Annotated in this window: 18 protein-coding genes; 6 read left to right on the forward strand and 12 right to left on the reverse strand. The window is 28.2% G+C overall.

The genetic code is table 11. The annotated features are described in order from the left end of the window. Positions 1-41: 41 nt before the first annotated feature. The 3 genes from FIA58_RS13185 to FIA58_RS13195 all read left to right on the forward strand — a co-directional run bounded on the left by FIA58_RS13185 (position 42) and on the right by FIA58_RS13195 (position 3,132). A complete protein-coding gene (locus tag FIA58_RS13185; protein ID WP_140962950.1) occupies positions 42-665 on the forward strand; it encodes a hypothetical protein in 624 nt (207 codons plus the stop codon). Positions 666-774: 109 nt separating this feature from the next. After that, complete coding sequence (locus FIA58_RS13190; RefSeq protein WP_140962951.1) at positions 775-1,941, forward strand: hypothetical protein; 1,167 nt, start codon at positions 775-777, stop codon at positions 1,939-1,941. Positions 1,942-1,962: 21 nt separating this feature from the next. After that, positions 1,963-3,132, forward strand: a complete 1,170-nt coding sequence (locus FIA58_RS13195) for a hypothetical protein (protein ID WP_140962952.1) — start codon at positions 1,963-1,965, stop codon at positions 3,130-3,132. A 366-nt stretch (positions 3,133-3,498) separates the two neighbouring features. Here the strand turns inward: FIA58_RS13195 and FIA58_RS13200 are convergent, their stop codons facing one another. From FIA58_RS13200 to FIA58_RS13225, 6 genes are all read right to left on the reverse strand, one after another. Then, the gene (locus tag FIA58_RS13200; RefSeq protein WP_140962953.1) at positions 3,499-5,394 is read right to left on the reverse strand and encodes a tetratricopeptide repeat protein; all 1,896 of its coding nucleotides are present in this window, start codon (positions 5,392-5,394) and stop codon (positions 3,499-3,501) included. Between the two features lie 133 nt (positions 5,395-5,527). Further along, the gene (locus tag FIA58_RS13205; RefSeq protein ID WP_140962954.1) at positions 5,528-6,406 is read right to left on the reverse strand and encodes a hypothetical protein; all 879 of its coding nucleotides are present in this window, start codon (positions 6,404-6,406) and stop codon (positions 5,528-5,530) included. A 261-nt stretch (positions 6,407-6,667) separates the two neighbouring features. After that, positions 6,668-6,817: a hypothetical protein gene (locus tag FIA58_RS13210; protein ID WP_165928919.1), complete on the reverse strand. Its 150-nt coding sequence runs from the start codon at positions 6,815-6,817 to the stop codon at positions 6,668-6,670. Positions 6,818-6,826: 9 nt separating this feature from the next. Then, complete coding sequence (locus FIA58_RS13215) at positions 6,827-7,423, reverse strand: hypothetical protein (RefSeq protein ID WP_140962955.1); 597 nt, start codon at positions 7,421-7,423, stop codon at positions 6,827-6,829. 214 nt (positions 7,424-7,637) lie between these two features. Continuing rightward, positions 7,638-10,472, reverse strand: a complete 2,835-nt coding sequence (locus FIA58_RS13220) for a leucine-rich repeat domain-containing protein (RefSeq protein WP_140962956.1) — start codon at positions 10,470-10,472, stop codon at positions 7,638-7,640. A gap of 153 nt (positions 10,473-10,625) precedes the next feature. Next, entirely contained in the window at positions 10,626-13,427 is a 2,802-nt protein-coding gene (locus FIA58_RS13225; RefSeq protein ID WP_140962957.1) for a TPR end-of-group domain-containing protein, read from the reverse strand. 147 nt (positions 13,428-13,574) lie between these two features. Between FIA58_RS13225 and FIA58_RS13230 the strand changes: the two genes are divergently transcribed. Next, positions 13,575-14,234 (forward strand): ankyrin repeat domain-containing protein, encoded by a 660-nt coding sequence (locus FIA58_RS13230; RefSeq protein WP_140962958.1) that lies wholly within the window; start codon positions 13,575-13,577, stop codon positions 14,232-14,234. A 2-nt stretch (positions 14,235-14,236) separates the two neighbouring features. After that, positions 14,237-14,374 (forward strand): hypothetical protein, encoded by a 138-nt coding sequence (locus tag FIA58_RS13235; protein WP_165928920.1) that lies wholly within the window; start codon positions 14,237-14,239, stop codon positions 14,372-14,374. A gap of 202 nt (positions 14,375-14,576) precedes the next feature. On the opposite strand, the gene FIA58_RS13240 is transcribed toward FIA58_RS13235, so the two are convergent. The 6 genes from FIA58_RS13240 to FIA58_RS13265 all read right to left on the reverse strand — a co-directional run bounded on the left by FIA58_RS13240 (position 14,577) and on the right by FIA58_RS13265 (position 21,892). Continuing rightward, positions 14,577-15,212, reverse strand: a complete 636-nt coding sequence (locus tag FIA58_RS13240) for a response regulator (RefSeq protein ID WP_208022807.1) — start codon at positions 15,210-15,212, stop codon at positions 14,577-14,579. A 7-nt stretch (positions 15,213-15,219) separates the two neighbouring features. After that, positions 15,220-17,346, reverse strand: a complete 2,127-nt coding sequence (locus tag FIA58_RS13245; RefSeq protein ID WP_140962960.1) for a tetratricopeptide repeat-containing sensor histidine kinase — start codon at positions 17,344-17,346, stop codon at positions 15,220-15,222. Positions 17,347-17,404: 58 nt separating this feature from the next. Next, entirely contained in the window at positions 17,405-17,848 is a 444-nt protein-coding gene (locus FIA58_RS13250) for a LexA family protein (RefSeq protein ID WP_140962961.1), read from the reverse strand. Next, positions 17,842-19,104 carry a Y-family DNA polymerase gene (locus FIA58_RS13255; protein ID WP_140962962.1) on the reverse strand — a complete coding sequence of 421 codons (1,263 nt, stop codon included), beginning with the start codon at positions 19,102-19,104 and terminating at the stop codon, positions 17,842-17,844. Before FIA58_RS13255 ends, FIA58_RS13250 begins: the two co-directional genes overlap by 7 nt. A gap of 68 nt (positions 19,105-19,172) precedes the next feature. Next, positions 19,173-20,117, reverse strand: a complete 945-nt coding sequence (locus tag FIA58_RS13260; protein ID WP_140962963.1) for a DUF3078 domain-containing protein — start codon at positions 20,115-20,117, stop codon at positions 19,173-19,175. Positions 20,118-20,119: 2 nt separating this feature from the next. Then, complete coding sequence (locus FIA58_RS13265) at positions 20,120-21,892, reverse strand: 1-deoxy-D-xylulose-5-phosphate synthase (protein ID WP_140962964.1); 1,773 nt, start codon at positions 21,890-21,892, stop codon at positions 20,120-20,122. 38 nt (positions 21,893-21,930) lie between these two features. On the opposite strand from FIA58_RS13265, the gene FIA58_RS13270 reads away from it, so the two are divergent. Further along, entirely contained in the window at positions 21,931-22,371 is a 441-nt protein-coding gene (locus tag FIA58_RS13270) for a nucleoside deaminase (protein WP_140962965.1), read from the forward strand. The last annotated feature ends 52 nt before the right edge of the window (positions 22,372-22,423 follow it).

A 22,423-nucleotide genomic window follows, 5' to 3' on the forward strand; every position in this document is an offset into this window, starting at 1 on the left:
TTTAATCATTTAGAATTCTATGAATGTAAAGTAAACATATTATGAATAAATATAATATTAAAAAAGTATTTGAAAATGCTGTAGAACAAATCAACGAGTTTGCAAAACATCATAAAGAAGAGCATTTTTATGCCTTTGCGATAGATAGTGGTATGCTATGCTTAAGTAGCGAAGAAGGATTTCATAAGATTATTGAAAAATACAGTAGAAATTGGAAGGAATCAAATGAAAAAGAAAAATTAAGAGAGCATTTATTAGATGATGAAATTGAAATTATAGAAGACGAATATGAATTTTATAAAAAAAGTGCCATAGGTAAAAATCAATTAGATAGTAATAAAATTACTAACCTAGAGGAGTATATTGAATATTGGCTAAAAATTGAAAATAAAGTAAGAGAAAAAAATCTAAGAAAAGGAAATCCATATGTTGATGAAGAGCGTATTGAAGCAATAAAATATAATACAGGAGATTGGCCTTATCAAGGTTTTGGAAATTTGAATTTTGAAAGTGATGAAACAAAAGAAGAAACCTTAAATTATCAGTCCTATAGAGAATGTATCGATAAACTTCTTGAACTTTTTGATAAAAATAAAGATGTGGTTTTCCCACAGTTAAAACGTACGCCAGATTTTAAAATAATAAAAACAAGGCATGATTATTAAAGTATAGGAAAAGAAAATGGTAACAAGTTTATTAAATATTTTAAGTGATAGACGATGAAGTTTTTCTTTTAATCATATAACAGTAATAAGAAATTAATTGTATGTAGTTATGAAAAAAAACATTTTAGAAATTGAAAACGAGATAAAAGAATATGCTTCTCAGAATAAAGGAAAATACAATCTTATTTTTGAAAAGATTAGATCCTATAACCATAAATCTTCTGATTATACAGAAGATTATTATGAGTTCCAATCTTATATGCGTGATATAATGAATAGCTATTTTGACCAAATGATTCTAGAATATGAAGAAACTAAAAATAATGAATTAAAGAAGGATTGTATTGTTATTGCTGATTATTTATTAGACAGAAGATATGATATTTTGATTCGTTTAGATGACGAGGAAGCTTTCGAAATTGTTTTGCAATATGCAGAAGATTTTCTAAAAGGAGAAGATTTTATATTTTTTCAACGAAAATATGTCAATGGTGAGTCTTTATTCGCATTAGCAGAAGCATATTCTAATCCAAAATTCAAAGAACGTGTAGTTGCATTTTTTATAGATGCATTTCAACTTGCTAAGAAATATGCTAAAGAGAGGGATAAATCTGTTTCAACTAGAGTAGATCCCGACGGAGATACGTTATTCCAATTGTGTTCCGCTATTACTTCTCTAAATCAAGATGATAGAGAACAATTTTCAAAGATTGTCTTTGATATATATACGTTTAGTAGTAATAGTAAAAGAAGAAGTTATGAACTCAGCCAAGCTTCAGGTTTTATAGCGCTTTTATTGCCTTATTATCAAGCTTCATTTGATATGAAAATTTTTGATGAAGCAATAAACATAACAGGAAAGTTTTATAAAGAAAACACTTTTGTACATCAAACACTATATGCAAAATGGATTTTAGAAAAAAATGCAGAAGAAGCATTGGATTATTATTTGAATGAGGAAAATAACAAATGGCCTCATTTTGCAATAATGGCATTAACTGATTTGTCTTGCAAAGAAGCTTTGCCATTTTTTATAGAAAAACAAAAAGAAACAAAAGATCCAGTACTTTGGGAAATCTATGAAGAAGCCATACAAAGATTAAAAAACAACTATAAACCTTTACAAGTTGAAGACAGAATGATTCTGTTAAATGGAAATGTAACTCCAACGCAACGTGCATTAGGTACAGAATCGAATAATTTTTTTGTACAACGAGCACAAAAAAAAATCAATATAGACGATACGGTTTATGAAACCGATGACGATTTACTTTAATTTATTTTAAAATAGATTATAATGAGAAAATATTTATTTTTTTACGCTTTTCTTTTAACCCTAAGTATTAATTCACAAAATACAACTATGAATAGAGACTATCAATACGATCAAGAAATTTTAAATGAATCTGGTCAAAGACATGGAACACTTGTTCAAACCAGTTATATATACGATTCGTTAGCGTATAGTCATATTTATGATAACGGAGAATTAGTAGTAACTACCGATTATCGTTTTCAAATTGAAGATAAAAAGGAGTTAGTAGGAAAATATAAAGATGATTTACCTTATGACGGTTATTTTGTCTATGAAAATGAATATGAAATTGCTGAAATAGATTATTATGAGAAAGGTGTTTTCCAATTTAAATATACTACAACAATCATAGAAATGATGAAACCTGAAATGACAGGAATGAAACCAAAAATGATTAAAAATATTTATAAAGAAGAGCAACTTTGGCAAGGATTGAACCATAAGAGTTTTAAAATGGATGGCTCAAATCTTCTGGTAACCGAATATTATGAAAATGGAGCGATTACCAATGTGGATCTTTGGATTTTAGCTATGCATTATGCTCAACTCATAAAAATTAAGTTTCTACCAAATGGATATACAATTTATACAGATCCAATAATTGACCCAGAAGGTGATCCAGAAGTAGATAGAAGAGCTGCGAGCATTTTAGTACAATTTACTGATATTAATGATGGGAAAGTCAGTTTTAGTATAGATAATAAAGTTATAGCAAAGTATCAGTTTAGCAATCAAAATATTTCAAGTAAAATCGATTGGATGAAAAAAATTATGATTTATTCCTTATCGGACAATGATACTATTTTACTAACTAATAAATTTAATTTTGAAGGTGATGATAGATTTGAAAAAGAATATTCCTATTCCAATAAAAATATAATGCTTGGGTTTTATACCAACTTAATCTATAAACCCATTCCTATGCTTACTCCTAAAAACGATAATGATTATTTAAAAATTTTTGATTTTAAAGAAGAAACGATTGAAAATAGGATTTTAATTATCAATGAAGAAGGAAAACCATTTATGGGGACTTTTATACAAAAAGAAGGTACTACTTATACGTTTTCCAAATATGAAAATTATAAAGTTGTTGTAACAAAAGATAATTTATCATTTAAAGCAATAAAGGAATTATTATTTAAGGAATAACTATTTTGTTTAAGAAACAAAATTGAAAATAGAGTTTGGTTTGTTTGAGTCGGTTATTGATGGAATCAGTAATCGGCTTTTTTTGTGTTTAATTTTTCCTTTATCTTAAGATGTAAGAATTTTGCTAAGACTTTGGTTTTGTTTTTTCAGTGAACTTATCTGCTCAGTTGTCTAGAAATTAATGACGTCTTTTTTAGCCCAGATAGTAGTGGCATCCTGTTATTGCGAGGCACGAAGTGTTTCAAATATAGCTTGCTTCGTTCCTCGCAATGACAGATAGAACGAATAGCGGGTGTGATTTTCTTCCGAAGTGCAGTTTTTGTGCTCCTAGAAAACAACAATGTGACTGCAGACTATAATTCTTCTTTATTTTTTTAAAATTTCTTTTACTATTTCAGAGGTATCTCCTTTTTCTTGTGCTTCTTTAGCAAATGAAATAGCCTTTTTTCTGTTTTTTAATTTGTAATGAATTTCAGCTTTATTGGCTACATAAATTGCCATTTCAGGAGCTAATTCATTCGCTTTTTCAAAATAGGATAATGCTTTTTTATAGTCTAGATCTTCATCTAATAAACAACCATAGTTATTGTAAATATGAGCTAAAGCTTTAGTGTCATGAGATGTTCTCTCAATAAAATAGGCTTCTTTATCGTAACAGGCTTTTTTACCATGAATATAAAATAACAATCGAGCTTCGTAGAAATAGAGCATTCCGTCAGTAGGGTTTTCTTTAATGCTTTTTTTACACAATTCTTCTGCTTTTGAGTATTCTTTTTTTTGCATTAACTCATAAATTTTACTATAGACAACGTTTTTCTGCTCTATTTTCTTCTTTTCTTTAATTTTTAGTTGAATATCCAAAAGAGAGTCATGAATTATAGTTTTTTCCCAATATGGAAACTCAATGAATTGATTGTCTATTTTAAGTTCTAAAAGAATAAGTGAATCTTGAATATCTATAGTAAGGTTTATCTCAAAATAAGTACATTTTTTTTCGTTTAGAATTTTATATAATTTTTCAGTATCTATAGCTATTTCTAGCCATTTTGTCCGGTTAAAAGTATCACAATAGAAGAGTATTTTTCTTGGCAAACTATTTTGTAAAATGGATTGCTTTGTTTCTATATCTGTGAATCTACTTCGTAGAGATTCTTTGTTATTACAATCGTAAACACAGATTAGATGGTTGTGCGATAAATTAAGATTTAATGTCCAATTAAATGGTTTTTCTCTGATTTCTTGTCTTGTCTTTATTCTCTCTCGGGTTTCATTGTCTAGAAGTAATGTAGATGAGGTTTTCCTATTTTGATAAGGCTCTATTATCTCTTTGTATTCACTACTGTTTTCCGTTTTTAAATTGTCCTTTTTTAAGGTTGTTTCAAGAAGTAGTTCTGAACCTGTGAAAATTTTAATTTTTCCATTTTCATGAATTGTAATAGACAAAGGTTCTGTTTTTTTACCTCTAAGTATTTTGGATTTATTTAAAGGATATTTGTTTTCTTCAAAAATAAGTTGGTCATAAGGGAAAACAATTTCATCCTGATAATAGGTATCTTCAGAAATAGAATAATAAGCAATCTTTACTAAATTTGTATTTACAGGAACATACATTCTTTCGCTAAAAGCAGGAGAAAAAAGTATTTCATTTCTTTTGGCAATGTTTAGAGATTCTAATGTTTTTTGAGACTCAAATTCTCTGTTTTTTTTAAGAGTATATTTTGCTATTCTTTTTTTAGTATAATTTATAAAATGGATTTCATCTATTTTAATTAGGAATTCTGGGTCATAATTTATTTTTATACATACATTGGTAAACTGCAAAGCTTGTGAATAAATAAGTTGATAATATGTTGCAAATTTAAATGCATAATATATGATGGGAAATCCTAAAACTATAAATAACCAAATATAGAATATAGTTGCATGAAAAATATTTGTTTCTTGATATATAACGAATAAATAAGTGCCAATGTTCGTGAAAAACAGTAAGAAAAGAATAAAGAAATAACTAGGCAATAAAGAAGCAATTGAGGTAGATTTATAGCCTCCTCCATTTGGAGTCGCATGCTTTAAGGCATGATAGAAAGCATTCATAAAGAGTACTCCTATAACATAAAGTAAACTAGTAAAAGTGAGTCCAAAAAAGTATAAACTTATATATGATAGTACTGCTATTAAAAGTAAGGGTAGAACAGGGAAAAATAGATATTCATAACTTAGATAAGGAGGCTCTATTTTTTTATATTGCTTATATGAGTTCATGTATTAAAATGCTTCTATTAAAGGATCTTCATCAGGAAGATAAAGTTCTGGAGTTGATAATTATAGAAATAGTAAACTGTATTAAGTTCGTATTTTAAATAATTATTTTGTTTGTCCATTTTTACAAATCTTTTTAATGAAAAGATTCGTCAAAGTCTTCTATCTCAGAATTATTATTTTTCTTAATTGCTCTTAAAACAAATTGATTATCTGATTCATAACCAAGATCTATTTCGGTAGAAGTACGTTCTCCAAACATCCAAATCATGCGATTTAGAGGAGAAGGAGCTTTTTTTTGAATTTCAAGCCTATGTATAGCTTCAAGAAAAGCTTCTTTAGTAACAGGATTTTCGATATGAATTAGCCTATTTTTTAATATAGGAACAGCTTCTTTTACATTAAGATCGGCAAGTGCAGCAGCAACAAGTGATAGGTTTTTTGTGCGTTTGTAATTGTTTAGATATTCCAAAGCCTTTGTTTTATCATTTTTAAGAATACAAAAGGCATAGAACATTTCTAAGGTTTCTTTATTCTCATTGATACAATATTCACTTGATACAGCTTCTTCTAAATAAGCCAGAATTTCTTCTATTGTTCCCTCATACCCAAGTAAACTTAATGCAATACATACTGTTCCTTTTTCGAGATGAAGTTCATAGAAAGCTCCCTTTAAACCTAAAAATTCTTTGTATAAAAGAGGGGCAAGTTTTTTTTCTCCGAGCATTCCTACAAACTTAACCAATGCACTAAATAGAATATGATTTACATGTATGGGTGAATCAAATCCATCATTCCAAATCTTATCTTGTTCTATTTTATAATTTAACGCTGTTTCTCTAAGTATATCGAAACTATTTTCTAAGAAAGAAATAATTCTTGGTCTAAACAATGGCTCATTTCCATATTCGATTAACCTATAAATATTTTCAGGTTTTGAATCATAGTATTGAAGTAAAAGTTCTTTTTCTGCAATTTTTAATATTTTTTCAAACAATTCTATATTTTTATTCATTCAAATTTTATTTTAATTAGAAACTATAATATTTTTTAACTTACTAATTTAGTATTCTACATAAGGTAAACATTTTCGTCAGGAGATAAATTATTTTAAAAGACATAACATTATGTTTTTCAAATTAATGACAAATTTAAGTTGTTTATCCATTAAAATAAGAAGTGCTATTTTCCATAAGCTTAGTTTCTTAATATTTTCTAAATCAGTTATGCTAAAATTCATTTGGTTTATATATAAATGATTACAATATGGTTTTAATTATAAGGAATAAAAAACTTCAGGTAGCTCATCATCAAAGGCACTAAAACCAAAAAGACAAGGTGATTTTCTCGGCAATTTGTTAAAAGCTACTGCTTGTGCTATTTCTGGTGTAATTTCAATGATAAGCAATTCATATAATTGAATCAAAAAGGCATATTATAAAAACGCAATTTCTTCTAGTTTGTAAAACTCGATATGATCGTCAAACCCGCCATGAATAAATCCCTTTTCAAGTAAATGATCTCTCACACGTTCATGCACCAAAATAGTGAGTAAGCTTTCGGCAAGTCTAAACATAAGTAGCCCCTTCATATCATTTTCTTTCAGTATCAATTGATCAAAAGGGACATCCATCAAGGGAGTACTATCATCTAGTTCAAACTTGGACTTTTTCATATCTACTGCTGAAACAACACCAATAATGTTCACCGCTTTATAGTTATTGTACACCTTTCCGTCATCTGGATCAGTAATGGAGACAGGATACTTATGCAAGTTATCTACACCGACTGCTTCTAAAGCAGCGATAAGGTCGTCACGAAAAAAATGGCATCCGCATTGACTCATATAGGGCGCTAGAAAGTCAGACATTGAGGTATTTGCGGGATGATTGTGAAGGAGTTTTATATCCATGAACGGCACAGGGGCAGTAAAGACTTCACCCCTAAACCACTTATTAGGAGTTTTTTTATAGCTCTTCGATATGTAATCGTCAATATCAAGCCAACGTTTAGGCTTACCTGCTTGTTGCATACTATAAAACATATTGCTTCTCAAAATTTATATTAATACTAATAAGAATCTTATTCTTTGTCAAGTAATCCATCTTGTTTTTATAATCCTTTGATTATAAAAGTAAATTGTCTAAGAATTTTAAGAATCATCATTAATAGTGGTTTTAATTGAACCATTCAATTTAATAAGACTACTAATTTTGAAGAAAAATGGTTTAACATGAATTTGTTTTTTATTCTTCCTCAATTGCATTTAAAAAATCGTCATCATCCCAAAATTTTTCAAAATCGGTATCATCTAAAAATTGCTGTTTTGTTTTTCCTAATCGAATAGATTCTTTGATATGGAATATCATCTCCTCTTTTCTTTCAAAATGAGCAAAACCACAAGCCAAATTGAAAGCTAATAGAACTTTAGTGATTTCTTCTAATTTTTGAACTTCTTTTAGAAGAAGATCAAAATAGGAAGCATCATTTAATTTTATAGCAGCAATTACATTTAGATACAAAATATCTTCATCAGAATAGTTTGTCATTCTTGGAGATAAATAATTAAAAACAGTTCTACATTGCTCATTTTTATCATCACTAACTAAATAATAGGTGTCGTAATATAAGTTATTATACGAAAATTGATTTTCAGAATGATTAAAAATTGCGGTTATTTTTTCTAAAACCCAATTTGAATTATTTTTTTTCTGATGGTTTGATAATCTTCTATCAAAATAGAATGAAAGCAAATTTCGAACTTCTCCAGAATATATTTCACTAATGGCTTCTTTACAAACATTCACAGCATAATTTCGGTACACTTCTAAATCTTTAAAACTATAATTTTCAATTCTATCTAAATCTTGTATTAGTAATCGAATAACCTCAGAAATAAGATCCTTAGTCTTTTCAGAATTGTTTTCGGCAATCCAATTGTCAAAGTATAAAACTATTTTTTCAGGATTTGTTTCATGATATTTTGATCCTAAAATTTGAGCCATATAGGACGCTTTTTCTTTGTGGCTTAAAAAAGAAAGACATTGTGTTATCGACTTCTCATCGAGCGTATTTTTCTGTATTGCCTTTACAATGTTATACAGGTATTCTTCTTCTAATTTCTTCGAAATTCCATTACCTAACAGGGCTATTATTTTAGGAAGGTTTTCAGTATTTAGGTTCTCTAAATCTGAAATTAATGTTTCTTGTAGTTTGTTTTTTTCTTTTGTTTCTGTAAGGAATTCTTTTATTTCAGGTAAAGCTACAGCTTGAATTTGTGATAAAAGGGCATCAAAATAGTCTTTTCCAAAGTAAGCTCGATCTTCTTCTTCATACTTAAAGAACACTTTTAGTAGTTTTTTCTGTACATTGAAATCGGTAGTGTTTTGAAAAGCTGGCATAAAAAGATCTTCCATTTGATCTCCACCGTCACTATTAAGCATATCAGTAGAGGCTTTTTTCAAAAGTTGGTACAAAGCCTCAGAAGTAAATTGAGAAAAAAAATTATCTATTAACTGATCCTGAACTGTGCATCCCCAATAACGGTGCCCTGCATCATAATATTCACAAGCCTTGTAGAATTGTTTTACAATCTTTTTTTGAGTGGATTTATTTTTTCTTGAAATAATTTCTTCCAAAACAAGCAAAGTTGCATTATAATTATCATATGCAGATTTAAAAGTCATACCGAAAATAGTTGTCAAACAGGTGTCAGACAGATTTTTGATATGTTTTTGAATAGCTTGGTCTAGTATTTTAATTTCAGTAATTTTTTCTTCTTTGGCTTTTAGGTTAAAATAACTCGCAAGTGGATTTTTTTTGTTATTAAAATTGAGCTTTATATGTTTTGATAGTTGTAAAATAGCTTCCTCAAATTTTAGAACATCGTTAGTTTCTAATTGAGTTATAAGTACATCAATTGCAGGTAAAGTTTTGAATTTATCTTTATTTTTCCAGTTTTTTAAGATTTCATCGTTTGCTTTTAATTCTTTAATTGTTGGATGATTGTAAATAGGAGTATAGTCTTTAATATATCTGCAATTTTTAATATCTAATGATTCTAATAATTCTAAAAAAGAAATTACTTCAATTGATTTATAATAATTAGAAGATAGGTTTAGTTTTTTTATTGGTAACCCTTTCAAGCCTTCTAAGTTTTTTAAATCGTAGCTTGTTTCAAGGTTAAGTTCTTCTAAATGAGTAAAATTTGAAAAACCCTCACAATTTTTTAAAGCGGAATATCTTAAAGTAAGTTTTTTTAGTTTTTTTAGAGGGGTAATAGGGGTAATATCAAAAACACCACAAGTACTTAAATCAAGTTCTTCTAAATTTTCTAGTTTACCAATAGCTTCTGGAATAGGTCTTAAATATAAGTTTTCATCTCCTTTTCTAGTAATTTCCATTCGCCCTTCATTAAGAGAACCCCATAAATTAAGCTGTTTTAGTTTTTTTAACTTACTTAAACTGTCAGGGATCTTTGCTAAAGTAGTATTTATTTCTAAAGATTCTAAATTTTCTAAATCGGTTAGTATTTCTGGGAAAATATTCATTGGAAGACCAGCTAATCCAATCTTTTTTAGGTTTTTCAGATTTTTAAAAGAGTCAGGTAATGTTTTTAAACCACAAGAAATTAAATCTATTGACTCTAAATGGGTTAGATTTCCAATTTCGTCAGGTAATTGTTCTTTTTTTAGATGACTTCCCCAAATTTCTAATTCTTTTACATTTGGGAATAATTTTACAAGTTTTTGTGTGTCAGCTTTAGTGTTTTGAACAACAGTGTGTAAGGATTCAATATGGAGCATTTCTTTCAAAGAATTAAAATTACAAAAGCTCCAAAGTGTTAAATGTTTAATGTGTTTTAATTGATCTAAATTTTCTGGAACTTCATAGGTATTTTCTCTTGAAGCACTATGAAAACTTAGTTTTGTAATATTTGGATAGTCATTAATAGTTAATGGAATTTCAAATTTTTCAGTACAATTGTCAAATCGAATTTCTTTAATTTCATGTAGATTTTGTATTTCAGAAAAATTAAAAGTTTCTTTGGCTAAATCAATTCTTTGTTCTTGCGTTTCCATACTATTTGTTTCATAATTATATGCTTACAAAGCTAAATGGTTTAAGAATTTTAATAATCATTATTTATAGTGATTTTGTTATTAGAGTATTCAATTTTAGTCTAATAAAACTACTAATTTTAAAGAAAAATAGTTTTACCTAGATTTACTTTTTTATTCCTCTTCAATTGCAGTTAAAAAATCGTCATCATTCCAATATTTTTCAAAATCGGTATCATCTAAAAATTGCTGTTTTGTTTTTCCTAATCGAATAGATTCTTTGATATGGAATATCATCTTCTCTTTTCTTTCAAAATGAGCAAAACCACAAGCCAGATTGAAAGCTAATAGAACTTGAGTGATTTCTTCTAATTTTTGAACTTCTTTTAGAAGAAGATCAAAATAGGAAGCATCATTTAATTTTATAGCAGCAATAACGTTACGATATAATACATCTTCATCAGAATAGTTTGTCATTCTTGGATATAAATAGTTAAAAATCGTTCTACATTTTTCATTCTCACCATAATGAACTAGTTGAGAAATTTGATATCCAAAGTTTTCATAAGAGAAAAGAACTTTTGTTTTATTAAAAATTTCTTTTACTTTATTAAGTAAATAAGTTTGATCTCCAAAAGAAAAATAATCTTTAGCATTAAAATATCTAGTTAACAATTGTTGTATTTCATTGTCGTAAACGGTATCTATTAAAATGTTACATTTTGAAATTATAAAATTTCTATAGATTTCTAAATCATTAAAAAAAACTTGTTCATCATGAACTAGATTTCTAATAATTATTTGCACTACATTATAGGTTTCATTCTTGTCAAATGAATTAGTTTTTAATGCTTGATCTAGTATTGTAATAATTTTTTCAGGATTTGTTTTATGATATTTGGTTTGAAGTAGGTTAGCTAGATAATAACTTTCTTTTTTCTGGATTAAAAAGAGGATCAATTGGTTAGCCGTTTCTTCATCAATTTCAATTTTTTCACAGGCTTCATTAATCTGATAAAGAAAATCTTCTTCCATTTTTTCAGGAATTATATTGCCCAGCATTCTAATTGCTTTTGGGAGATTCTCTTCGTTTAAGTTTTCCAATAATTCACTTAACTCTTCTTGCTCTTTATTTTCTTCTTTTTTTGCTAAAATTAATTTTTCTAATTCTGGTGAAGCAATATCTATTATTTGCTGTAATAAACTGTCAAAACAAGATTTGCCATAATAGACACTTGCTTCTTCTACATATTTAAAGAAAATTTCTAATAACTTTTTGTGTAAAGTTTCATCAGAAGTATTTTGAAAGGCTGGAATAAAAAGATCTTCCATTTGGTCTCCAGCTTCACTATTAAGCATGTCTATAGAAGCTTTTTCTAAGAGTTCATACAAGGCTTCAGAAGTAAATTGAGGAAACAAATCATCGATTAATTGATCTTGAACTGTAGAACTCCATAAACGATGTCCAGCATCATAATATTTGCATGCTTTATAAAATTGTTTAACTATCTTTTTCTGTGTCTCTACATTTTTCCTCGAAATAATTTCTTCTAAAACAAGTAAAGCAACATTATAGTTGTCATATACAGATTTAAAAGTCATTTTAAAAATGGTAACTATTGTTTTTTCAGAAAGATTTCTTAGGTGTTTTTGAATAGCATTGTCTAAAATTTCAATTTTTGTAATTTCTTCTTCAATTTCAATATTAAAAAAACGAGCCAACGGATTATCATCATTACTATAATTTGCTTTTACATGCTTTGATAAGTCCAAAATAGTTTTTTCAAATGATACAACATCATCCGTTTTTAATTGAGTAATCAATATATCTATTGATGGTAGGTTTTTAAATTGGTTTCTTTTTTCCCAGTTTCTTAAAACTTTATAATCTGCTTCTAATTCTTTTAGTGTTGGGTGATTATAAACAGGATTAAAGTCATTAATATAACGGCAATTTTCGATATCTAAAGTTTCTAAAAATTTTAAAGTAGCAATTACTTCTATGGATTTACTATAATTAAAAGAAAGATCTAGTTTTTTTAAATGCAAATCTTTTAGCCCTTCCAAATCTTTTAATTCATAAGAGGTTGATACGTTTAAATCTTCTAAACAAGAAAAGTTAGAAAAAGCATCACAATTTTTTAAAATTGAATATCGTAAACTAAGTTTTTTTAATTTTTTAAGAGGAGTGATAGGAGTAATATCAAAAATACCACAGGAATTCAAACTTAATTCTTCTAAATGCTCAAGTGTTCCAATACTTTCAGGAATTGGTTTTAAATATTTGGATTCTTGTTTATCCCCATGATTTAAAGAGTTGTCTAGATTAAGTTTTTTTAATTTTTTTAAATTACCGAAACTATTGGGTAATTTTATTAAGGAATTACTAATTTCTAAAACTTCTAAATTTTCTAATTGGGTAATAATTTCTGGGAATGATTTTAATGAAAGACCTCTTAGTTTTAATTCTTTAAGCTGTTTTAAATTTGTTATAGAATTGGGTATGTTGCTCAATCCACACTCAACTAAATTTATAGATTCTAATAAATTAAGATTGCTAATTTCGTTAGGTAATAGTTGTTTTTTTAAGAAGTTACCCCAAATTTTAATTTTTTTCAGATTAGGAAAATGAGCAATTATTTGTTTGGTTTCTGTTTCTACATTTTTTACACTTACATATAGTTCCTCAATCTGAGGCATTGGTTTCATTTTGGTAAAATCGCAATCTCTCCAAAGTGTTAAGTTTCTAATATGTTCAAGCTGATCTAAATAATCTGGAGTTTCAAATAAATCTTCTCTAGATGCACCATGAAAGCTTAATTTAGTAATATTTGGATACTCATTTATAATAAGAGGAATTTCAAATTTTTCGGTACAATTATCAAAATGAATTTTGGTTATAGTTTCTGGATGTGTTATTTCTGAAAAATTAAAAGCTTCTTTAGCTAAATCATTTCTTAATTCTTCCGTTGCCATATTATTTGCTTCTTATTTATTTGATTACAAATATAATGGTGTAAGAATTTTAAGAATCACTATAAATAGTGATTTTAAATTTTTTGAACAGTATTATCTTTACAGAAGTTATAAAATTGAAGTTTTAAGACGAATAAAAATAATGAGTTGTCAATTGAACTGTTTGAATTATTAGATAAATATAAATATACTGCTGATTTAGTTAAAAAAGCCGTTGAGGTCTTAAAGAAAGGAGCTGACTCAACTTATAAGCAAGATAATTATCCATTTGAAACAAGTTTATATAAATGTTTGTCTTCAGACGAAAGTTTATATAAATTTGATATGGTTAAAATTTTGATTCAAAACGGAGCAGATGTTAATTTGGCAGCTGATATTTTTTCTCCATTGAGCCAGGCTGTAATGAAAAATGATATTGAAATTATTGAACTTTTACTGGAAAATGGAGCGGATGATTTAGGTAACTCTTTAAGATGCGCAATTGAACGAGATAATATAGAAGTAGTGCAATTATTAATCAATAATGGTGCTAATGTTAATCATTTTGAAGAGTATAATTGTTCCTTTTTGGAATTTTGTAATGAACCTTTTAGATGTAAAAAGGATTATGATTATGAAAAAGCACCAGGTTTAGCAATTGCAGAATTGTTAATTAGTTGCGGTGCAAATCCTGATGGAATAAAAAATGCAGCATCAAGTCCATTATCAGAAGCAATAAGACATGGTTTTATAGATTTAGTAAACTTATTGTTAGAAAATGGAGCAAAATTTGAGGATCAATTTATTTTTTGTTGTAAAACACCGTAGAAATGACCAAATTCTTATTGGAAAAAGAGATGTTTGTTAATAAGTTTTGTAAAAACAATAGAGGAGAAAATGTACTTATCTATAATGCGATGCAATCCGATTATGAATTAGTAGATTATTGGATTAAATTCTGGAATTGAACTATATGATTTTGATAAACAAGGTTTTACTGCTTTTCATTATTTGATTATGAAAGAGAAAATGACAATTTTTGAACGATTTTTGCCTTATTTTGATATTCATAAATGTAATGCAATAGAGCCAATCTTAGATTTAATAGATAATAAAAAAATGAAATTACGGATAAAAGAATTGTTAAACGTTTAATTTTTATAAGCACAATTAATCTAGCAAACCAAGCTCGATAGCATATTTCACTAAACCAGCTGTGTTTTTTACATTCAATTTAGATAATAAATTCCGTTTGTGGGTATTTACTGTGTTTAGACTAATAAATGTTTTTTCGGCAATTTCAGCAGCCGTTAATTGTTTGGCTATTAATATAAGAATTTCTTTTTCTCTATTACTTAACTCTGTAGTTGATGAAAGATTTTTTTTAAGAGTAGATTTAAAATCTTTTTGAATTTCGGCTACTTCTTTTGATAAATAACTTTCACCTGAGTTTACTTTTCTTATTGCATATAACAGTTCATCTTTTTCAGCATTTTTTAAAAGATACCCGTTTACACCTAAACGATTTAGTTTGGCTATAATATGCGAATTACTATGCGTAGTTAGAATTATGATTTTTAGTTCTGGATATTTCTTTTTTATAATTTTAGTTACTTCAATTCCATCCATTTCTGGCATGCTGATGTCTAATAGAACTATATCAGCTTTGTTTTTATCTAATAAATTGATAAGTTCTTTTCCGTTTACAGCTTTTGCTATTACAGTAACATCAGGAATATTTCTTAGTAAGGAAATAAGTCCTTCTAAAAACATGTTATGGTCGTCTGCAATGATTAGGTTTATCATACTAATTTTATAAAATAGGGATTTCTATATTAAAAATGGCACCTCGATTAGGAGTAGAATCAATATGTAAACTTCCATTTAAATTGTTAATTCTGTTCTTAATATTGGTTAAGCCAATTCCATCTTTGTTATTTTCAATAGTAAATCCTTTTCCGTTATCTTCAAAAATAACACTAAATAAGTTTTCTATCAAATTAAGTTGCAATTCAATGTTAGTTGCATGTGCATGCTTAATTGTATTAGTGATTAATTCTTGTATAATATGATATGTTTCAGAGAGAATCTTTTCGTCTATGTTATTAATTTTTTCTCTTGGGTGAGCTGAGAGATAAGCTTTGATATTGCTAGATTTAGCTACTTTGTTTTGGTATTCTTCTACAAACTCACAAAAATTATTCAGATTGAATCTTTTTGGAAGTAAATTATGAGAAATACTTCTTATTTGATTATAGGTTTCATTTATTTGAGAATTAATTCTTTTTATTTCATTCTCTTTACCGTAGGAAGAATTAGTAAGTTGTAGTTTTATTGCGGCTAAATTTCCTCCTACACTATCATGAAGTTCTTGAGCAATTCGAATACGTTCTTTGTCTTGCCCTTCTATTTCTGCTTTTACAAGTTTTAATTCTTGGTCTTTTAAAATGGCTTTATTTTTTTGTTCGCTAATTTCTTTTTGTTTTTTATTAATTAGAATTTGAGCCTTTTGTTTTTGATAATACACAAATGATAACGCTATAATTGGAATTAATAATACTAAAAAACCGATAATTACAATGTTTCTTACTTGTTTTTCTCTTAGTATTTCAGATTCTTTTATTTGTTTGTCTTTCTTTAAGAGATTAATTTGGGTAACTTTTTTTTGAGTAATTTCTTTTAATTTTAATAATTCGTTTTCATTTTGTTTTTTTTCTATAGCCTTTTGTAGGTTTAAGTTTTCTATAGTTTTTTCTTGGTTTTTGAGAAGCAACACTTTATTGTTGTTTTTAAACGTTAGGTCTTTTATTTCATTCTCCTTTTGTAACGTTTTAAATTTTATGTCTAATTCATTTATATCTTGATCATTCTGCATTTTTGCAATAGAATCTTTCACTTCTGAATATCTTGTCATTAATGCATACGCACTTTGATAATCGTTTTGATAAACTGCTATTTCTTTAAGTTTCAAATAAATTTCTTTTTGCTGATTTAAAAGGTTATATGCTAATGCAATATGAAGTGCGTTCAAGAAGTATAATTTTGACTCTTCATATCTTTTTTGCAAATAAAGTATTCTGCCTATATTTTGATTTGTTATAGATTCTATTCCATAAAGTTCGCTTTTTTTTGCGATTTCTAAGGATTCTTCATAATATTCCAAAGCCTCTTTGTGTTTCCCTATGTCTTCATAGTTCTCACCCATATTTAATGCACTAAGAGATTGACATTGAAAATTATTTTGTTCTTTGCATAGTGAGTTAATTTTTTTTAAATAGTAATTTGAAGATTCATATTCTTTTTTAAACCCATAAATAGCCCCTAAGTTAACATGGCTACCAATGGTTATTTCACTATCTTCTTTATAATCAAGGCATTGTTTGAAATATTTTATAGCATTAGTGAAATCTCCTAATTTCATATAAATATTTGCTAACCCATGTAAATTAACATAATAGGGATAGCCTTTCTTTTGTTTTTCAACAATTTCAATCCCTTTTAAATGGTATTTTTTACTAGCTTCAAAAAGACCTCTTTTGTTATTGGATAGTGCGAGTAAATTGTAACTGCTAGAGGCCAAAATTCTTCTTAAAGAATCGTTTGCTATTGCTTCTGTGTTTTTTAGTGCTTTATTTGCATAAAATGACATGGAATCTAATTGTGTCTTTTTATTAAAATAATAGGAAAGTATAATATTTAGCCGAACATTAGACTCTTTTGTTTTTAATAATTTGATAAGTCTTTTAGCTTCTGCATAAGCTTTCTCTTCCTCATTATTGTTTAAGAGATCAAATGTAGCATCTGTGCGAGTTTTTTCAAGTATCGCTAAATTCTCTTGGTTGAGAGTGATGTTTTTGTTTTTTACTTCTTGTCCATTCGCATTTGATAGAAAAAAAATAAAAGTAGAAAAAATAAAAAATTTTGAAATATAATTTGACATCAATAACTAATCTGATTGTTTTGCGATAAAATAATTAGCGACGTAAAGATAGTATTTATTAGTAAATCATTTTTTTTATAACATAAGTTACAATCCCCCAAATCATAAATTCGTTTTCTTCTAAAACTTCAATAGGTTTATAGGAATCGTTTTCAGGTTGTAAAAACAGCTTTTGGTTTGTGATTTTTATTCGTTTTACAGTGAATTCTCCATCAATATAACAAATAGCAATTTTATTATCACTAGGTTCTAGGCTTCTGTCAATCACTAAAATGTCACCATTATCAATTCCTGCTCCAGTCATGGAATTTCCAATAGCTTTAGCATAAAAAGTAGCCTCTTTGTTTTTAATCAAAAATGAATCAAGACTTATTTTTGTTTCTTCGAAATCGGAAGCAGGTGAAGGGAATCCAGCCTTTATACCTTCTGAAATATAAGGAAGTTCGGTTCCATTATCAAAACTGGGAATGAAAAAATGTAGTTTGTTATCTTTGTCTAACATTTTACTTCTAGTATTTCCTTAATATTTGTGGTGTATCTTCTTGATAAATGATTTTGTTTCATTTTCCAGGTTTTTTTTAAATCCTGATTGCCTAATTTTATTTTTCGTTCACCAGTTTTTAGCTGAAAATCATCCATTATTTTCATTAACAATTGGTGTTTTGGATTTTCTTCTTCAAATAAATTAAATTGTTTTTCGTTTTGTGGAATAATTTGGGTTACAATAACACCTGCTTTTTTGTAAACGTCACCTTCATTATAAATTTCTTCTAACATTTTTATGGCGATATTACTAATTGTTATTCCAGAATTTGTTCCAAAAGGCAATGTATGCATTTTGTAAAAGTTATAACGTTCGTTAGGGTTCTTGTACTTGTCTTTTCTAAGATAAATTATCACATTATAACAACATGATTCTTGTTTGCGAAGTTTTTCAGCACAGACCATTGCAAAGGTGGATATTCTTTCTTTTAATTCAGAATACTTAGAAATGTTTTTTTCAAAACTTCTTGTTATGGCAATGCTTTTTTTGTTTTTTGGTTCTTCAATGTCAATAACTGATTTTCCTTCTAATTCATATTTTAAACGTAATCCTACAACGCCCATTTCTTTCTTAATAAAGGCTTCATTATGGGTTTGAATAAAGTCATAAGCGGTTAAAATATTTTTTGCTTTCATTTTTTTACTTAAACGAAAACCAATTCCCCAAACATCTTGGATTTTAGTCCACTTTAGTGCTTTTTCTCTTTTTTCATCAGTATCGATGACGTAAACGCCATTTGTGTGTTCAGGAAATTTTCTTGCAATTTTGTTGGCTACTTTTGAAAGTGCTTTACTTGGTGCAAATCCAATGCTTGTTGGAATGCTTGTCCATTTCCTAACTCTTGTTTTTATTTGCAAACCATATTTTTGAAAATCTTCGATTAGCATTCCATCAAAGTTAAGAAAAGCTTCATCTATACTATAAACTTCTACACAAGGGGTGAAATATTCTAAAATTTTCATCACCCTGTTGCTGAGGTCTCCATATAAGGAATAATTGGAAGAAAATACTTTTACGTTATGTTGTTGTAATAATGTTTTTACCTTAAATTCAGGAACACCCATTGGAATTCCTAATTTTTTAGCTTCATCACTTCGCGATATAATGCAACCATCATTATTAGATAATATGGCTATTGGCTTTCCATTGTATTGAGGCTGGAAAACGCGTTCGCAAGAAGCGTAAAAATTATTACAATCGATTAAAGCATACATTTTGTAAAATTAATTTATAATTTAAACAAAAAGAAGTAATCAAAAGTTAATGTTGATAAGTTGTTTTTTTAAAAGACATAAACTAAGCCAATACCTAAAATTTGTTTTAATTGAAGTTTTGGTCCTATAATAACTTGTTCGCCATCAATTTCTTCCTTCGCTTTTATATCATCATCGTATAAAATGTGAGTCCCAATATTTGCTCTTACATATTCATTAATGGTCATGTTGAGTTGTAATTGCCAATCCACATCTATGTTGCCAAAGTTGTTAAGATAGTCTGTGTATAAACTAATGCGATGTTCTAAATTAATGTTTTTATATACTTCTTTTTCCCATTGATTGGTTATTAGAATACCAACTTCTGTTCTTGATTTTTTTCCATTTTGAAGTATTTCCCCTGTAACTTCATCAATTATTGCTTTATCCACTCCAAAAGCACCTTGATTGGCTAAACGTTGGTCTAAAACTAAAGTTGTTTTTTGTGTTAATGGTGATAAGTATAAGTTTAAATTGATGTCTTTTCTAGAATATTCTGCACCAATACCAAGAAATATATAGGCAGGAGCAAAAGGTTTTGAAATCGCTAATTCTGTATTTGGGTAAGAGTATCCATTAGCAAATTGTGTATTAAAAGTGAATTTTCCTCCATAAAACCAATTGGAAAGCGTATCTTTTCTAAAACCTATGGCTGAATTAATTTGTAGTTGGTCGTCTGTCTTTCTTACTTCTTGTCCTTCTTGTTTGTTAATTCCATAACGAAAAATTAATTCGTTTTTCCAGTTCAAATTCTTTTTTGAATATTCGCGGACAAAGTTTCCTTTTAATAACCCAGAAACAGAGTTGTTTCCACCAGCATTCCAGTTTACAAAGGTAATTTGTGAAATGTCTAAACCAACTTTATTGTTTTTTTTCCAATAAGAAATGGTATCAGGTAATTGTGTTCTAATGATTTGGGCATAATTAGATTGAATCGTAAATAATAAAAACCCTAGTAGGAAGGCTTTCTTCATAATTAAATTAAAATATTGATTTGGTTAATAATACTGTTAACGTCTAGTTGGCAAATTTGTTGTAATTCTTTAATGTTTCCATGTTCGATAAAGGAATCTGAAACACCAAGATTAACGACCTTATTTGGATGGCAATTTTCTAATATATATTGATTAATGAGTGAACCAAAACCACCTATTATGACACCGTCTTCAATGGTTATGATAGTTTTGTATTGGTTGCAAATTTTTGCTAATATAGTTTTATCTAATGGTTTTACAAAAGGGAAATGATAATGTGATACAATATTAGGTTGGTTAGATAATGGAATTGCTTTGTTTACATTTTTTCCAATAGTTCCTGTTGAAAGAAAAGCGATTTTTGATCCTTTTTTTAATTGTTTGGCTGTGCCAATTTCAACCTTGTTAAATGGTTTTTGCCAATCAACAATCTCTCCTCTTCCTCTTGGATAACGAATGGCAATTGGGTATTCCAAACCTAGTTGAGCAGTATACATTATGTTTCGTAACTCAATTTCGTCTATTGGAGCTGAAATAATTAAATTAGGAATACAATTTAAATAAGCAATATCAAAGACACCATGATGAGTAGCTCCATCTTCACCTACTAAACCAGCTCGGTCCAAGCAAAAAATAACTGGTAATTTCTGTAAAGCTACATCATGAATAACTTGATCATAAGCACGTTGTAAAAAGGTAGAATAAATATTACAAAAAACAACCATTCCTTGTGTTGCCATTCCTGCTGATAAAGTAACTGCATGTTGTTCGGCAATACCTACATCAAAAGCTCTTTCAGGAATTGTTTCCATCATGTATTTCATAGAAGAACCAGAAGGCATAGCAGGAGTTATACCAATAATTTTTTCGTTTTGTTTGGCTAATTCTACTAAAGTATGTCCAAAAACATCTTGAAATTTTGGGGGCAATCCTTCTTCATTTTTTGGATGAATTTTACCAGTTTTGGCCTCAAATTTACCTGGAGCGTGGTATTTTACCTGATGTTCTTCTGCTAATTGTAAGCCTTTCCCTTTTGTCGTTATTACATGAAGGAATTTCGGACCTTTTACCTTTTTTAATCGGTTTAATTCCGAAATTAATTTAGGTAAATCATGACCATCAATAGGTCCAGAATAATCAAAATTTAAAGACTTAATGATATTATTTTGTTTTGGATTTTTCCCTTCTTTTACAGCGGTTAAGTAGTCTTTTAAAGCACCTACACTTGGGTCAATTCCAATGGCATTATCGTTTAAAATTACTAATAGGTTAGCATTGGTAACTCCTGCGTGATTTAAACCCTCAAACGCCATTCCACTAGCAATTGAAGCATCACCTATAACTGCTATATGTTGTTTTTCTGTTTCTCCTTTTAGTAGAGAAGCCATTGCCATTCCTAAAGCTGCTGAGATTGAAGTTGAAGAATGACCAACACCAAAAGTGTCATAAATGCTTTCACTTCTTTTCGGGAAACCAGAAATACCGTTTAAATCTCTATTGGTGTGAAAAAGATTCTTTCTTTCCGTTAGGATTTTATGTCCATAGGCTTGATGTCCTACGTCCCAAACCAATAAATCTTCGGGAGTATTAAAGACATAATGTAGCGCAATAGTTAATTCAATAACCCCTAGACTTGCTCCTAAATGACCTTCTTTTTGTGAAATGATTTCAATAATAAAATCCCTCAATTCTTTGGCAAGTTGAGGTAATTGATCTTCAGAAAATTTTCTTAAATCAATAGGGCTTGATATTTTAGAAAGTAAATTTTCTTTCATCTTGCAAAAGTAATAATTGGAAATTGTAATTTTGACAAATGGAAAATATTTTTACTGATGAATATTTCATGAAAAAGGCTTTAGTTGAAGCTAAAACCGCTTTTGAAAAAGGTGAGATTCCTGTTGGTGCTGTTATTGTAATAGATAATAAAGTAATAGCAAGAAGCCATAATTTGACAGAATTGTTACATGATGTTACTGCTCATGCGGAAATGCAAGCTATAACGAGTGCAGCTAATTATTTAGGAGGAAAGTATTTAAAGGATTGTACTTTGTATGTAACGTTGGAGCCTTGTCAAATGTGTGCTGGAGCCTTGTATTGGAGTCAAATTTCTAAAATTGTTTATGGGGCATCAGATGAAAATAGAGGATTTGTTACAATGGGAACTCAATTGCATCCAAAAACAAAAGTAGTCTCGAGAATTCTTGAAAAGGAATGCTCATTATTAATGAGGGCTTTTTTTAGAACGAAACGATAAATTTTGTACGATTATTATTAAATAAATTATTACCTTTAGGACGGTTTTTTAA

It is taken from the genome of Flavobacterium jejuense (genome assembly GCF_006491595.2).
Lineage (GTDB): Bacteria > Bacteroidota > Bacteroidia > Flavobacteriales > Flavobacteriaceae > Flavobacterium > Flavobacterium jejuense.

Coding starts and splice junctions, on each gene's coding strand:
- FIA58_RS13205 (WP_140962954.1), bottom strand. CDS start 6,406: ATGAATAAAAATATAGAATTGTTTGAAAAAATATTAAAAATTGCAGAA.
- FIA58_RS13195 (WP_140962952.1), top strand. CDS start 1,963: ATGAGAAAATATTTATTTTTTTACGCTTTTCTTTTAACCCTAAGTATT.
- FIA58_RS13185 (WP_140962950.1), top strand. CDS start 42: ATGAATAAATATAATATTAAAAAAGTATTTGAAAATGCTGTAGAACAA.
- FIA58_RS13215 (WP_140962955.1), bottom strand. CDS start 7,423: ATGCAACAAGCAGGTAAGCCTAAACGTTGGCTTGATATTGACGATTAC.
- FIA58_RS13235 (WP_165928920.1), top strand. CDS start 14,237: ATGACCAAATTCTTATTGGAAAAAGAGATGTTTGTTAATAAGTTTTGT.
- FIA58_RS13190 (WP_140962951.1), top strand. CDS start 775: ATGAAAAAAAACATTTTAGAAATTGAAAACGAGATAAAAGAATATGCT.
- FIA58_RS13250 (WP_140962961.1), bottom strand. CDS start 17,848: ATGTTAGACAAAGATAACAAACTACATTTTTTCATTCCCAGTTTTGAT.
- FIA58_RS13240 (WP_208022807.1), bottom strand. CDS start 15,212: ATGATAAACCTAATCATTGCAGACGACCATAACATGTTTTTAGAAGGA.
- FIA58_RS13270 (WP_140962965.1), top strand. CDS start 21,931: ATGGAAAATATTTTTACTGATGAATATTTCATGAAAAAGGCTTTAGTT.
- FIA58_RS13255 (WP_140962962.1), bottom strand. CDS start 19,104: ATGTATGCTTTAATCGATTGTAATAATTTTTACGCTTCTTGCGAACGC.
- FIA58_RS13220 (WP_140962956.1), bottom strand. CDS start 10,472: ATGGAAACGCAAGAACAAAGAATTGATTTAGCCAAAGAAACTTTTAAT.
- FIA58_RS13225 (WP_140962957.1), bottom strand. CDS start 13,427: ATGGCAACGGAAGAATTAAGAAATGATTTAGCTAAAGAAGCTTTTAAT.
- FIA58_RS13265 (WP_140962964.1), bottom strand. CDS start 21,892: ATGAAAGAAAATTTACTTTCTAAAATATCAAGCCCTATTGATTTAAGA.
- FIA58_RS13200 (WP_140962953.1), bottom strand. CDS start 5,394: ATGAACTCATATAAGCAATATAAAAAAATAGAGCCTCCTTATCTAAGT.
- FIA58_RS13260 (WP_140962963.1), bottom strand. CDS start 20,117: ATGAAGAAAGCCTTCCTACTAGGGTTTTTATTATTTACGATTCAATCT.
- FIA58_RS13245 (WP_140962960.1), bottom strand. CDS start 17,346: ATGTCAAATTATATTTCAAAATTTTTTATTTTTTCTACTTTTATTTTT.